Here is a 15,371-nt window from a genome sequence, read left to right on the forward strand (position 1 = left end):
TACAAATTATATCATTCCGAAACCCTCTAAATTTTTAAGACCATGAGCTTGCAAAATGATTACACCAAAAGTTATCCGTTGGACGTACGGCTGCTCAATCAGGACCATGAAAGCGTCTTATACATTTCCAATGACCCACAGAACGTAAGCATAACGATCACCAACGTTTCGGATGAAGCCATACAATTTAATTCACCTGAATCAAGCACATCTGCCGATGACTTTCATCAAATTTTGGTCACATTTAAGCCCGATATCATTGACCCCACGAATGACATTACCGTAAGTTCTGACCACAGTTGGGCAATGGGTAAGGCCAAGGTAGCCACTAATGGAAGTATCATAGTTGCTTTCCAATTGAGTGAAGTTTTGGTCTTACAACCCGCAGAACAAACCACCATTGCCCTGGCTAACTTAAAAGCCAACGCAAGTTCCGGAGCTCGCGTAACGCAAGTTCAGGTCAACGTGGATGAGATCAGTTTCACTTCTGATACCAATAAACTGATCCCCTATACACTTACTACGCAACTGAGCATCATTAACCAGCGAGGTAAAAAGAACATTCCACTTCATTTTGGATTTGCAGGATCCAATACGATATTGAATGATGGTGTATCGGCAAGTAAGCTAACGCTACAAATCACTAACATCGCTACGATCAATTCACTCAATCCTGACTTATCCGAAATCACATTCAATTGCGATAGCGAATCCAATAGTCAATCCTACTTCACGATCAGTTTCTTGGCTTCCGATGATAAGAATACGGAGAATGCCCTAGCCGATGCCAGCGATATATCAGGAATCATTGTAACCGATCTTAATAAGTCGTGGAGCACGAATGAGGATGTTCAAGGGAGCAATGCAGATTGGATTTTGACTCCAAGTTCGGTATTACCTCCCATGAAAAGTGGGGAATCAATAGATCTTGACATCAGCAACATCATTAGCAGTGCGGGAACCGGCCTCACCTACATGAAAGTCAGTTACTTCAACATTCCAGGCTACTGGGATGGAGATGTAATGGTTCCTATTATGAAGCAACCTTTAGTAATGCGAAGCCTTCCATACGACTCGAGTGGAAATAAAGGAAGTGTTGTTGGCATTGGAATGATGCCGAAAACGGAATCAACCGTAACTGTTGATGATAATCCCAGTAATACTGGAAATTTAATTGTGGAAGGAAACGTTCAGGTGAATGGAAGGATAGCGGACACTTCCGGAGGAACTGTACCAGCTGGTGCGATTATCATGTGGTCGGGACCATCCGATCAGATTCCCGATGGATGGGCGTTGTGTAATGGTGAAAATAAAACACCAAATTTGACGGATCGTTTTGTTATGGGCTCTGGAACATATGTATCCCATGCCGAGGGTGGTAGGAATAAGATCACATTATCCGAAGACCAACTCCCGAAACATAAACATGACGTAACCATTCCTGAAAGTGGGGCTCATAAGCATCGACTGTATGTAGATTCAGGATCAGGTGGGAATTCGTCATATGATCCAATTGACTATAATATCCTAACTGTGGAACAATATGGAAAATACGAACCAGATCATCGTGCCATTGTTGACGCAGATATAAGCGCACATACACATGAGGTAGAAGAGAATTTCAAGGGTAGCAACGCAGAAATTGACATTACTCCTCCATTCTATACCCTCTGCTTTATCATCAAATTGGATAGTTTGACCGGTAAGATTCCCACGTTTACGCCAACACCATCAACAGAAGCATAACGCCATGTTATCCAATCTCATTAATATAATCAATGATGCAAGTGGAGATGGCACGCTGGTATTGGACACCAATCTCGATCCAGCCTTGGAAAGCCTTCTTGCTCCCTTGGGATTAAACGCCATCACACTGGAAGAAGTGGCCGATGCTGATTCGGGTGATACACAACTTTTTCGTATCGAATTTGAAGCAGAATTGATCGGCCTGACCAACGGATTCAGCGCATTGGCTAGTCTTGCTGGTGGCAGTGAATCAGATCTAGAATTGCCTTCAGGCTTGAGTGGACTGGCTTCTTTCTATTTAGCTGCTTTGGAATTAGGTTTCAACTCGACTGATCAAAAGCTGAGTGTTATTACTTTCACAGTAGCTACCATTGAACCCTGGAATACCCCCATTCCGGACTTTTCTATTCTGGGGATCAATACTACCTGGACCTACACTTTTAATTCGGAAGGCAACAGCATTGAGGGAGAAGTAACCGGAGCCCTGCAAATCGGCTATGAAAGTGCAGCTGTGTATCTGGATGTCAGTGCTTACATGCCAGACTTCAATATAACTGCCCAGTTATCTGAAGGCGATTCGATCGAAGTAAAAGACCTGCTGAATTACTATTTCGGTAATACGGTCACTTTCGATACCAATATGTCGATCGACCAATGTATTGTATACGCTTATCCCTCAGAGCAGACCTATACCCTTTCCGCAGCCTTTGCAGATGTTTGGAACATCGAAACCGATAGTGCATCCTTTGGACTCGATCCGGTCAACGTGGACATGGCGTATGACAATACGGCACTTACACTCAACCTGGGGGCGGGCTTCAACTTGCAATTGACTACTGATGACGGAGGTGAAACAGTCTTGGCATTTGAAGTTTCTGCACAAAAAGCACCGGAAGGTCAGGGTTGGCAATTCGATGGTAATCAAACTGAAGCTTCAAGTGTCAGTATCGGCACCTTGATCAGCTACATTGCCAATCAGTTTGGAGTAGATAGCTCAGTTCCTGAAATTATCAATGACCTGACAATCAGTAATTTGGGATTCAGTTTCAATACGCTGAGTAAGGATTTCACCTTTAGCGGAGAACTGGATTTCCCCATTACTGATACTACTAGCGTAGCACTCATTTTGGACATTGCGCTTGGCCAGGCCCAGGATGGCACTTACAACAAAACGTTCACTGGTCAAATCACCATAGGAAGCGGTGACGGTGCGCTTGTTTTTGACATCACGCTTGATCAATCTGACTCGGGTTCCATACTCCTTGGCACCTACTTAGATGCGACTGGAAAAAGTATCAGCCTTAGTGATCTATTGAGCAGCATGATGGACATTTCCATTCCAGACGTGCTTACCTTCGCGATCAACAACGCCCTATACCTTTACGATAAGCCTACAAATGAAACAGCCCGGCAATTGTTTGTGGCGCAGATGGGCAATGGGCTGGATTTATCGACGATTCCAGTACTGGGAGAAACAATTGGAAGCAATCCCATCAAACTGGACTATCAGTTTCTTATCCCTTCCGGCACCTTCGAAACCGATGACCTGAGCAATTACAACACCATGCTCCCTGAAGGGTTTCCCGCTTTGCCGACGGAAAATACCTTATCGGGGATCACCATCAACATCACACTCTTGATCGGGGATAAAACCATTCCCTTAAGCCTGCCTATTTCAACGAGAAGTACTGATGATAGCACTACTTCTGGTACGGAGGATTCTACTGACAACAACACTGAAAACTCCACACCAATTGTTGCCGATGATGCAATTTCCGAAACCGAAGGAGGAACTGAAAGTGGTACCTGGTTTGACATCCAAAAGCAACTGGGACCGGTCTATTTTGATAAAATCGGACTGAACTTCTCCGATAGTAAACTCTGGTTTCTGATAGAAGCCTCACTTACGGCCGCTGGGCTCACGATTTCACTGGATGGCTTGGCCATTGGATCACCCCTCACTTCTTTTGATCCAACTTTCAGTCTTTCAGGCATTGGCATTGATTATTCAAGTGGATCAACAAACATCGGAGGTTCATTCCTGGCCACGCAAGATGCAGATGGCAATGATATCTACAGTGGAACTGCAACGATCACTGCTTCATCCATCAACATATCCGCTTTGGGCTCTTATGGTAGCGTTGATGGTGCCTCTTCCCTCTTCATCTACGCTACGGTCAATAAAGCGTTGGGCGGACCTTCGTTCTTTTATGTCACAGGAGTTGCAGCAGCTTTTGGGTACAATCGTGAACTCATCATGCCGGCCATCGAAGAAGTCAACGAGTTTCCATTGGTCACCACGGCCATGGCAGGAGAAGCCATGCCTGAACCTGGCAATGAGCAAACCTTCTTGACCGATGCATTGAATGCGCTCAACGCATATATCCCACCGTCGGAAGGGCAATACTTTCTTGCCGCAGGAGTGGCATTCACCACCTACAACATGCTCGATTCTTTTGCCTTGCTTGCTGTTTCCTTCGGCAATAAGTTTCGGATCGACATTGTGGGCTTATCCAACATGGTGCTGCCATCAAATAGCAAGGATTTCATCCTGGCAGAGATGCAATTGGCCTTAACTGCCTCGTTCGTTCCTGACGATGGTATTTTACAAGTCACTGCACAACTCACCGATGGCTCTTATTTCCTTTCGCCCGATTGTCAACTCAGTGGAGGTTTTGCTTTCTACAGCTGGTTCAGTGGAGATTATGAAGGGGACTTTGTGCTTACCATTGGGGGCTATCACCCGGATTTCAACGTTCCCAGTCACTATCCTACCGTCCCCAGACTCGGATTTGACTGGCAGGTGGATGACAGCATTAACTTAAGTGGAGATGCGTATTTTGCACTATGTGCCCACGCCTTTATGGTCGGTGGCTCTTTCAGTGCTGTTTACGCTTCGGGTTCGTTTGAAGCCTCCTTCAATTTAGGGGCTGACTTTTTGATTTCCTGGCAGCCCTACTATTATTCCGCATCATTCTATTGTTCACTGGGATGTGATTACACCTACGAACTGTTCGGCACTCATTCCATCTCTATCGAGCTTGGCGCTGATTTGGCAGTGGCAGGGCCTGATTTCGGAGGAAGCGCCTCTGTTAAGATCCTGATTTTTACCATCAAGATTAAATTCGGTGATCAGGGCAACGATGAGCCGAATCCGATTTCTTACAGTGAATTTAAGAGTGGTTTCTTACCTGCCAGCAGTGATGATAGTAGCGAAAGCGAAGTGGGTTCGATCAATTTTACTGCCGGGGTAATCGGGCAAACATCAGGTGACATAGTCATGGACATTGTCAATCCAAAGGATCTGGTGATTGCGACGGATTCAGTCATTCCAGCCAAATCCATGAAGGCCAAAGCAGCTACTGCCCCAGATAATGACCGCATCAGTAATGGCGAAATCGAAATTTCTCTCGATGATTGTGACACGGACTTTGGGGTAGCACCTATGGATCTGGATGATTCCGGAATCGAGGCAAGTGAGATCACTGTAACAGTTACCAGAGAAGGACTTGACGTTGGAGAAGATTTTGGTTATACGCCAATCACGAAGAAAATGCCAACTGCAGTCTGGGGTACTGAAATCAGTGCAGACATCAATGGTGATCGATATGTTGAAAATGCCGTAACAGGTGTTCAATTGATCCCGCAGGTCACTACTAAACCAGGACAAACCCAGCCCATTGATGCGGCTAATCTGGCTTATGACATAACACCTGTTGCTGATGCGTTCCAGTGGGAAACCTATAATTCTGAAAGCCCTCAAACGGAAAGAGGTGGTAAATCAATCGTAAGTGAATCGATCGGGAACCCTGATCTAAGGTCGAAACTACTGGAAAGAATGGGTATGAGTAACATGACTATTGACGTAAGTAATAAAGTCGCAGATGAATTACTTTATGAACCTACGGTGTATTAAAAAAATGACTTTTTGAAGGCAAAAAGAAACTGAACATGGCTGACAGTAACAAGCAAATAAAGTTCATCGAAAATCACCTACCTCCTCTGAAAGACGGGGATTATTCGATCGAGGTAAAACAAATTTTTCAGGTGGATGGTGAAGAGGAAGAAACCTATATCGCGAGCAAAGACTTCTTTGTTGCCGGTGAACGCTTTACGATCAATCCACAGGAAATCCTTGCCATTTATCCACCTTCCAACGCACAGAGCAACTATTCCCTGCAGCCACCTTACATGGCGATCAATCGGAATACCCTACCCTGGGAACGAAATGTGGAACCCACCGATGACACGACTCCATGGTTAGGCCTATTGTGCTTTACCGAAGATGAATTACGGAATATTACGGCCTCTACGGTAACCTTTGCTGACGTCAAAAACCCATCCGAAGGCTCAGAACCTTCATTTCCGGGATTGGAAGAAGAAGGCAGCACCAGTGATGATCAGCTCGTTCAAGTGATCGATGTGCCTGTTTGTATACTTGAGCCCCTCCTCAATAATGCAGAAGGATTGTCGCTGTTAGGTTCTGCTCGTAGCTCCAATAATGTAGAAAGGTCTTATTTGATGAGCAACCGGTTACCTGTCGATGGAAAGCAGCACACGGTCTATTTGGTGAGCTTTGAATCCAGATTCGAGGATGGAAGTTTTGCCATGGGAGATGCAGAAAATGTGCGTTTGGTCACTTTGTATTCTTGGAGTTTTACCAGTACGATCACTTATAAAGTTTCGGCTGGAATTCTAGCAGAATTCTCTGATGAGATTTCAGACCTATTGTCCTCAATTGTGGGACAGGTCTACACTTCCACTGATGCGTTTGAAGAGGTATTAGCAGACTTGTTAAAGGACCAGTTTGAGGATAATAAAGACAAGCTGTTAGAAGCATTTAATTACGGAAATTACGTTACTACCCTTAAACATGCAGACAGATCACCCTCTAATTTCCGTCTACCTCCTATACCCCAAATTGAAGAGGAGGACAATGAAGAACAGCAATTAGCAGAGCAGCAAATAGAAGCACTTCTGGCGAAAGGTTATACAACCATTCCCCATAAACTGCGAGAAGGAAGTCAATCCGCGGCGTTCTATCATGGGCCTTTTATTCCTTTCAAAAGCTCAGATACCGCACTGACTTATCCAATTATGGCATCTGATCAGGTCTTGTCGTATCGCAAGGACTTTGGGATGTTTGACATTGCTTATTCCTCCGCCTGGGAAATGGGCCGCTTGATCACGCTGGAACAAACAGACATTGCTAACGCCCTGTACCAATGGAAACGGAGCCACACGCACCAACAAAAGGGGCAACAACAAGTCATAGACGAAGGTACAGACCACTTACCTGGTGCACTAACAGCTACTTCGGAGGCACCTCCGATCCCACAAAATGTATCGAACTGGTTCGAGCAATTGAAGGTTCTTCAAAATGTGCCCTTCTCTTATCTTGTCCCAGATGAAAAGATGTTGCCCGTGGAATCCATTAGGTTTTTCTACATTGATAACAATTGGCTAGATGCCCTACTGGATGGTGCCTTAAGCATCGGTAGAACAACCACTGATGATCATAAAAACGATCAGGAAATCTCCAGCTTGATCAATAACGTCGAGCAGACTGTCCGTTCAGGGGTATTGATCCGATCTTCGGTGGTAGCAGCGTGGACCGATATGCAGATCAATGGTTTCAGTACTGTCCCTGATAATGAGGAAGCTCCAATTGATAGCTCGAATGAATTGCCGCTTTTGAGAATGGAACGGCTATCGCCAAACATCATGCTTTGTCTATTTGAAGGAAACGTGGCTACCATCGACATCCATGGAAAACCTGAAGCGCCACATTACGGTGTTGAGAAAAATGATCAAAATGGGTATGAAAAAACATTGAAGGATCAGGAGGGCATAGAAGATGAACAGTACGTCGTTGAAGTCCCCATCAACGATAACAACCTAATTGATTTGGAAGCCTTCAAAAACAATATTTCCAGCTATTATGAAAGTCAAAACAAAAGCTTTCTCTGGAGTGACAATCCCACCTCAGCTGAGTTTTCTGTTCAGATGCTGGAAGGCGGTGAAAAGATCCGTTTTATGATCCAAAATGAATGAATGCAACCTCTTCAAATTGACTTAAATGCTCCAGATATCGTTTCAGTTCAATCAATAAAATCGATCCCAGGTAGTGAAACAAAAGTCATAGCAGATGAATTCCTTGATTAGTCCTTCGTGCCGAAAATGAAGTGATGTGTTCGCTTCATCTATTGATTTCAGGTTCCAATGCAAATGAGTGCCTACCCACTCTTTTTGCACTCCTTCCAGCCCTTCGATGATTTGGTTGGCATCTGTACATTTCCAGGTCACTTCTTTCGGTGAATTGTATGTCACCACTTCGAATTGATACCAGGGCTCGCTCCAGGACACTTTAAAGGTTATTCCAATCCGATCCGTCAGTCGATCCTGCTTCCCCCACCAATCTCCAATTCCTGTGGTTAGTGATTCGAAGGCTTTTTCGATGCTACAATTTAAGACTACATTTTGTTGATAATCAGATTGACGGTCCATTTCTACTTTTGCTATTTCCAGTAATTTAGACCTTGTTTCTATCTTCTCAGACCTAACTCTAATCAATTTGAAAGCACATCTCAATATCAATCATAACATTCTTGAACAATTTGGTGAGCAACTGCAATTAAAGCCTTCAAATGGCGAATTATTCCTTGATGGTCCTATCGGCAAGGGCAAGATTAATCTCGTCACTCTACCGAACAGAATTGAGCGTTATCACTTTGATTTTATACTGAATCGACCATTTGAGATGTCTTCTACAAATCCCGAATCAAGTGAATGGCTCTTGATCAATATCAACCTTTCTGAAACTCAAATCAGTAAAACAGTCAATAATCAGGAAGTAAATATTCAAAAATACCTGCCAAGTGGCATGTTGTTTTACAGCCCCAAGACGTCAGTTTCCAGTGTGGCACCTCCAGAAACACCTTTTAGCATTGTCTTGATCAGATTCCATCGATCGTTGTTAGACCTCTACCCTGCACTTTCTCTCAATCAGCTGCTCTCCAACCAGGCAACAATCATCTATGAAGACCTGGATTATCATTCAGAGCATCTGTTGAAAAAAAGCATTGAGGACAGCAGCCCCCTGCTGATACATGCCTATATTTTAGAGTTTATGGGTCTTTTTTTTAATAAATTATCCAATCGGGAAAAAACATCGAATATTGAAAACCTTCACCCCGATGATGTAAAATATCTTTTTACAGCTGCTGCCTATTTACGGAACCCCTTTGCCAAAAAATCACCACAAGTAGAGGAACTAGCGAAAGTTGCTGGAATGGGGATTACCAAGTTCAATAACTCCTTTAAGCAAGTTTTTGGTACAACACCTTTGCAATACAACCTTAAAATAAAAATGGAGTACGCCAAAGAGCAACTGGTAAGAAAACATAGTTCACCATCAGAAGTTAGCTATGAACTCGGCTATTCTCACCCATCAAAATTTACAATAGCCTTTAAAAAGCAGTTTGGAATTCTTCCAAGCGAACTTTGATTTCGTTGTTTAAGGACAAAAAGTCAACATTTAGAGATAACACCTCGCTCATGGCATTACAGAGTTTTGTATAGAACTAAATACAACTCTCATGAATATTTTTTTAACTGGTGGTTCCGGGTTTGTTGGACAACATGTCATTCGTTATCTCAAGCAACAGGGACACGATATTCAGGCACTCGTAAGAAGTGAAACTGCCGCAATCAAAGTCAAAAAATTGGGCGTAGCTCCTATATTGGATGCATTGACCTCACCAGGTGATCATACTGAACGTGCACTTGCCAATTGCGAGGCTGTGGTTCACATCGCCGCACACATGGATTTTACCTACGACCCAACGCCATTCTATCAAGTTAATGTAGAAGCCACTAAGCAATTGATTGATCTTTCAAAGAAAGCTGGAGTAAAGCATTTCGTATATATCAGTGCTGCTCCTGTGGTGCCCGGTTCTCCAGTCATCAATCTGACTGAAGATGAAGCTACAAATGCTCTTCCAAAATCCTTATATCCCAAGACGAAAGCAATAGCCGAAAGAGCCGTTTTGGCAGCTAATTCTACTGGATTTAGAACCATTTCCCTTAGACCTCCAGCAGTGTGGGGTCCGCAAAACCATCATTATGAGATGCTGTTTGACAATGTCAAAAATGGCAAATGGCGATGGATTGGTGGCAGCCAACAAGTATTATCAACGATACATGTGAAGAACCTTGCAGGTGCCATTGAATCCGCCTTGCAATCAAATATTGGTGGTGAAGCATTTTTTGTAACCGATGAGGATAATCGACCCATGAGAATCACCTTTCAATCTATATTAGAAGCCTATGACCTGGAACCCGGAGAAAAAGAGTTACCTAGAGGAATAGCCGTCTTTATGGCACACCTTTTCGGTGGATTGTGGAAACTACTGAAACTCAAATCAAGACCACCGGTAGCCCCATTGATGATCCGGCTGATGGCTACAGAATTTTCTGTATCAGATGAAAAAGCGCATAGATTATTAGGTTATAGGCCTGTGATCTCATTTGAAGAAGGGATTCGTGAACTTAAAAACAGTCAATCATGAAAGGGTTCATCTATCTATTAATTTGCTGCTTACCTTCTGTAATATTTGGTCAGGTCAAGGCTGATGATATTCTGGGACAATATTGGACGGAGAATCGGACAGGAAAAATCGAAATTTACAAAGATCAGTCTCAATACTATGGTATGATCATCTGGCGCAAAGAAGTCAGGAAAGACACTGAAAACCCTGATGAGGAGTTAAAAAGTCGGTCGGTAATAGGGATTGTTTTCCTACAAAACTTTAGCAATACCGATAAAAACGAATGGTCTGGAGGAGAGGTCTATTCCATCGACAATGGAGGGACATATAGTGGAAAAATGTGGCTTGCAAATGACGGCAAAACCCTGAAAATGAGAGGTTATCTAGGTATTTCGCTGTTAGGTCGAACAGCGACTTTACAAAGAGTGGAGTGATCATACGTAACACGATTTTTCATGATCAATTAATGGAGATTCTGGAAAAAACGCTCTAGTCACAGATAATTACGAAGCCTTCTGAGGCACAAAGATTTTGAATGAGCTATGATCTAATAAACAACCAATACGGCCAGATTTCGTGAAATATACCTATGGGAGCAGGAATAGGATTCGTGCGAGATGCGCAAAACAACGCAAGACAAAATCGAGATAACTTAAAAAATAAGCGCAATTTCGAACAAACGCACAAAAGCAAAACGACGAACAATGTATACACCTTCAAAGAAGCAACTCCAGAGGAACTTGCGGCTTGGAAAAAGAAATTTCTCAAGCAGCAACGACGAGATAACCTCATTAAAAATACCCTGGCAATAGCTATTATTGTCATGTTATCGCTGGTCGCATGGTGGATATTTACCTGAAAATTCCGGCAAGCATTCTTGATCGGAAATAAATCACCTTACACCCTGACCAATGTCATTTCAATAAAGCGGGATTTGACTTATCAATGCAGGTAAAATCCAAGTATGTCCAGTTTTCGTATCAGGCCCCGATTCAAACATTTAGTCTCAAAACCCTCAACTGAAGTAGAATCTCATATTCTTCATGCGTTAGCAATGACCCAGGAAATCTATACGGCAGGCTTTGTTCAGGGCCATACCCATTTATTAATCCCCGTGAAGGAACGACATTTCTGGAGTCCACAATTACACTTATCGACAGAAGCCACCGAAGAAGGCACCATCATCCGTGGCTTATACGGTCCGAACCCTACCGTCTGGGGGTTATTTTTCTTTGGCTACATCACCCTGGGCATGGCCTTCTTTTTCATCAGCTTTTGGGGACTGACCAAATGGAGCCTGGGACAACCTGCTACGGTCCTGTGGGCATTACCTTTCATTGCCCTGGTTGCTCTGATTTTGTATCTGATTGCGCAAATGGGCCAAAAAGTCGGTGCGGAACAGATGTTCAGATTACATCACTTCTATGAGGAAATCTTTGAGGATAAGGTGCACATCAACTGAGGGTTTGCTCATCAACCCAGTTCAAACACGTGTCCAGATCAGGGAATTGCTGTACGATATAATCACCTCGATTTTCTGCTTCTTTCGTCCACTTTTTAGTAGATAAACTTGCTAACCCAGCCTGCTTTGGCATGACACTCAAAATCATTCTTAGTCCGGCTTGTCTTGCAAAATTGGTCATATCATCACCATGCATGAAACTTTGGATCTCCTGCGAAAAGACTCCCTCGCTATTGTAAGAGTCAGCCAACCAGATACTTCCCTTGTGTTCTTGCAATACCCTCAATGCTTGTCCGGCTATTTCCTGAAAACGCTCAGTACTCATGTGCAGTTTCAGCCATTCAACCCTCAATGTTTTGTGTGATTCCAGCCAGTGAACTCTGGCATGTGGTTCTAAATTGATCTTCAACATCTACTAACGTCAGTTATACCACCTCAAAATTCACCATGAACAAAGAGACAACACAATAAATAAAGTTGAATTAGAATAATAACGTTCTGAACAAGCGTTTACTCAAACACGCTTCCAACAAGAATCAGCTGTTCAAAAAATCAAGTACAGAGTTGATCACGGAAGCATCACGCAATATCCGAAAATGCCCGGTTCCTGAAACCTCCAGAAATTCCGCCGCCGACCAATTAGCGTGTACGTTTCTTGACCGACTAATTGGAATTACTTTATCGTCCTTATCATGGATGATCATCGCTGATTCCACATTAATGGACTTCACAAAATCGCTGACATTCAAGTGTCCGACATCTCTGCCGGTAGCTGTTTCCAATTTTTTGATCAATAGAGCCTTTACCTTATTCGTGATCCCTATTGATGCAGCCACATCATCGATTCGTTCGGTAAACCGATCGGGTGTGGTGAGCATTAAATATTTATCAATTTGGATGTCCTGGTTGTCATAGAGCGCAAAACTTGTTGCTACGCCTCCAAAGGAATGACTGACCAACAATTTCACTTCAAATTTCTTAATCAGTAACCCCACCAGTTCGGTAAAGTCGAACATATTGGTCTTCCCGGAACTACTGTAGCCATGAGACGGCCCATCAAATGCATAGATCGTGTAATCTTCTTGCAGCAACTTTTCAATCAAATCCGCAAAATTGCCCGCCTGACCTTCCCACCCATGGATGAGTAGGATCTTCTTAGTCCCTTGCCCCCATTGGTACAACTTGATACTGAAATTCTTGAAAGGAAAATCCTCCTGAATGGCTTGACTGAGGATTTTGGTCTCGTGATCACGCAGCTTCTTGACCTGTGGATTGGTGAGCATCTTGTAGGCGAAGGAAACCACCATTCCCGGAGCAACGGTGGAGATGGTTTTGATGACAGACGGATGCATGTATTACCCTAACCTCCTAACGATCCAGATAACCAGGGCAATTAAAAACAACAAGATCGAAATCTTGTTGATGGTGTGCATGGCCCTAAGGTTGAAACTCTTTGGCCGTGAAGGATCAGGCTTTCTGAAATAATAGGTGATCACATCCATGAAACCGAAATAATATCCTGCTCCTTTTTTCTCTTCTTGTGGTGTTTCTTTGGCAGCCACTTCTTTGTTTTCCTCCATCTTATTTCTATTCACCAAGTTCTAATTCAAAATCTATTACGCTACAACCTCAGGCTCGGTCCAGGCCCCATCTTCCTTGATCACGTTGATCAGTTCATCCAGGGCATTTTCCGCAGGAACCGATCTTTTGACCACTTCCTGACCTTTGTACAATGTAATCTTTCCTTTTCCAGAACCTACATAACCGTAATCCGCATCAGCCATTTCCCCAGGGCCATTCACTATGCATCCCATGATCCCGATTTTCACCCCTTTAAGGTGATCGGTGCGTTTTCGGATCATTGCTGTGGTCTCTTGCAGGTCAAATAAAGTTCGTCCGCAAGAAGGACAACTGATGTATTCTGTTTTCGTGATCCGGGTCCTGGCAGCTTGTAAAATGCCGAAAGCCGTATCATTCAATAATTTGAGGTTTTCTAAACTCGGAGCAGCCTTTGCGCTTAGCATGATGCCATCTCCCATACCGTCAACCAATAACCCTCCTGCATCTGTAGAAGCCACCAACATCACACGATCCTCTTCATCCACTTCATACGTCCGTTTGATCACCACCGGCACCTGGATACCTCTCTCTTTCATTGTGACAAATCCTCTTCGCAAATCAGCCATGGCATGTACATTGGACGACTCAAGAATGATCACAAATTGGTTCTTGATCAACTCAACATCCAATTGATCCAATTCTTCCGGCTGACACAGTACGAAATTCAACTCAGGATGCAGCTTTGATTCCCCTCGTAGCTCATTATATCTGAACAATGGAAACGCATGCGCTAAATCTCCCTGTTGCCAGGCATCGGCATCCAGGATTTCCTTCAGTCCATTGGGCAGCATGAAAGGAACAGGCGTTTTTCCAGCGTAGATATAATCAGCTCCCAGGTCATTCATGCCCCATTTATCGGTTGCAGGTAAATAGAAATGACCTATTCCTTTGAGGTCTGCCATTTCTTTGATCTCGTACTGGCTAAAATCGGCAATGACACGAGGAACGTTCTCTTTGCCAAAATTCAAGACTTCTTCCGTCTTCCTCCTTGAATAAGCATAAGGATCTATCGGATATTCTTCAATAGGCTTAATCGTTGCATGATCTGCTCTGCCATTCAATTGATTGATCAACATCGCTGCAACCGGTGCTTCAGCTTCAGGCTCTTCCGTCAAAGAAACCCGAACTGTATCACCCAAACCGTCTTCCAGCAAGGTTCCAATGCCTACCGCCGACTTGATCCGTCCATCCTCAGCCTCTCCCGCTTCGGTTACACCCAAATGTAACGGATATGGCTGCAGTCCTTCTTCATCCATCTTCTGTACGAGCATGCGATAGGCTTGCACCATCACCTGTGGATTGCTGGACTTCATAGAGAGGACGATATCGTAATAGTTGAGGTCTTCGCAAATTCGCAGGAACTCCAAAGCAGATTCAACCATACCCATGGGGGTATCCCCATAACGACTCATGATCCGATCAGACAAAGACCCGTGATTCGTACCAATTCGCATCGCCGTACCATGATCTTTACAGATCTGAACCAACGGAGTGAATTTTTCCCGAATCCGCTCCAGTTCTGCTTCGTAACTGGCATCAGTATAATCGATCTCTTCAAACTTCTTTTTATCCGCGTAGTTTCCTGGATTGACGCGCACCTTTTCTACAATCCTGGCCGCCAATTCTGCTGCATTGGGTGTGAAGTGAATGTCAGCGACCAATGGTGTTTGATAACCTCTTTCCCTAAGGCCATTTTTGATGGGCTCAAGGTTCTGCGCTTCTTTGATGCTTGGCGCCGTGATCCGTACCAGTTCACAACCTGCCTCAATCATTCTTATTGACTGCTCGATCGAGCCTTGGGTATCCATCGTGTCCACAGTAGTCATGGATTGTACCCGTATGGGGTATGTTCCACCCAGGGGCATGTCTCCGATATTGACGACACGTGTTTCTCTTCTCGAATATTCCGTAAGGCTGTTACAATACAATTTCGTATTTGCCACAACCTGATCTATTGAAGCCATTTCAAGCAATTTGAAGGGTTAACACCCGGA

The 15,371-nt window shown here is 43.9% G+C and carries 13 protein-coding genes; 8 read left to right on the plus strand and 5 right to left on the minus strand.

Annotation, left to right across the window (positions count from 1 at the left end; translation table 11 throughout):
• Positions 1-42 precede the first annotated feature (42 nt).
• The 3 genes from R8G66_03840 to R8G66_03850 are packed head-to-tail and all read left to right on the plus strand — an operon-like array spanning position 43 to position 7,800.
• Complete coding sequence (locus R8G66_03840) at positions 43-1,746, plus strand: hypothetical protein (GenBank protein MDW3191464.1); 1,704 nt, start codon at positions 43-45, stop codon at positions 1,744-1,746.
• Between the two features lie 4 nt (positions 1,747-1,750).
• A complete protein-coding gene (locus R8G66_03845) occupies positions 1,751-5,662 on the plus strand; it encodes a DUF6603 domain-containing protein (GenBank protein MDW3191465.1) in 3,912 nt (1,303 codons plus the stop codon).
• 35 nt (positions 5,663-5,697) lie between these two features.
• Positions 5,698-7,800 carry a hypothetical protein gene (locus R8G66_03850; GenBank protein ID MDW3191466.1) on the plus strand — a complete coding sequence of 701 codons (2,103 nt, stop codon included), beginning with the start codon at positions 5,698-5,700 and terminating at the stop codon, positions 7,798-7,800.
• Positions 7,801-7,851: 51 nt separating this feature from the next.
• Here the strand turns inward: R8G66_03850 and R8G66_03855 are convergent, their stop codons facing one another.
• On the minus strand, positions 7,852-8,253 hold the full coding sequence (locus R8G66_03855; protein MDW3191467.1) for a hypothetical protein: 402 nt from the start codon (positions 8,251-8,253) through the stop codon (positions 7,852-7,854).
• Between the two features lie 67 nt (positions 8,254-8,320).
• Here R8G66_03855 and R8G66_03860 point away from each other — a divergent pair, with 67 nt between their 5' ends.
• The 5 genes from R8G66_03860 (at position 8,321) to R8G66_03880 (ending at position 11,757) form a co-directional block, all read left to right on the plus strand.
• Positions 8,321-9,253, plus strand: a complete 933-nt coding sequence (locus R8G66_03860; protein ID MDW3191468.1) for an AraC family transcriptional regulator — start codon at positions 8,321-8,323, stop codon at positions 9,251-9,253.
• 91 nt (positions 9,254-9,344) lie between these two features.
• Positions 9,345-10,316, plus strand: a complete 972-nt coding sequence (locus R8G66_03865) for an NAD-dependent epimerase/dehydratase family protein (protein ID MDW3191469.1) — start codon at positions 9,345-9,347, stop codon at positions 10,314-10,316.
• A complete protein-coding gene (locus R8G66_03870; GenBank protein MDW3191470.1) occupies positions 10,313-10,729 on the plus strand; it encodes a DUF2147 domain-containing protein in 417 nt (138 codons plus the stop codon). Before R8G66_03865 ends, R8G66_03870 begins: the two co-directional genes overlap by 4 nt.
• A 155-nt stretch (positions 10,730-10,884) precedes the next feature.
• A complete protein-coding gene (locus R8G66_03875) occupies positions 10,885-11,154 on the plus strand; it encodes a hypothetical protein (protein ID MDW3191471.1) in 270 nt (89 codons plus the stop codon).
• Between the two features lie 195 nt (positions 11,155-11,349).
• Positions 11,350-11,757: a hypothetical protein gene (locus R8G66_03880; protein ID MDW3191472.1), complete on the plus strand. Its 408-nt coding sequence runs from the start codon at positions 11,350-11,352 to the stop codon at positions 11,755-11,757.
• Here R8G66_03880 and R8G66_03885 read toward each other — a convergent pair.
• The 4 genes from R8G66_03885 to ispG all read right to left on the minus strand — a co-directional run bounded on the left by R8G66_03885 (position 11,750) and on the right by ispG (position 15,341).
• Complete coding sequence (locus R8G66_03885) at positions 11,750-12,169, minus strand: hypothetical protein (GenBank protein MDW3191473.1); 420 nt, start codon at positions 12,167-12,169, stop codon at positions 11,750-11,752. The genes R8G66_03880 and R8G66_03885 overlap by 8 nt on opposite strands.
• Positions 12,170-12,293: 124 nt before the next feature.
• Positions 12,294-13,109 (minus strand): alpha/beta hydrolase, encoded by an 816-nt coding sequence (locus R8G66_03890; GenBank protein ID MDW3191474.1) that lies wholly within the window; start codon positions 13,107-13,109, stop codon positions 12,294-12,296.
• Between the two features lie 3 nt (positions 13,110-13,112).
• A complete protein-coding gene (locus tag R8G66_03895) occupies positions 13,113-13,259 on the minus strand; it encodes a DUF6728 family protein (protein MDW3191475.1) in 147 nt (48 codons plus the stop codon).
• Positions 13,260-13,373: 114 nt separating this feature from the next.
• Positions 13,374-15,341: a (E)-4-hydroxy-3-methylbut-2-enyl-diphosphate synthase gene (gene ispG, locus R8G66_03900; protein ID MDW3191476.1), complete on the minus strand. Its 1,968-nt coding sequence runs from the start codon at positions 15,339-15,341 to the stop codon at positions 13,374-13,376.
• Positions 15,342-15,371: the final 30 nt, after the last annotated feature.

The sequence above is a fragment of the Cytophagales bacterium genome, from assembly GCA_033344775.1.
Taxonomy (GTDB): Bacteria; Bacteroidota; Bacteroidia; order Cytophagales; family Cyclobacteriaceae; genus JAWPMT01.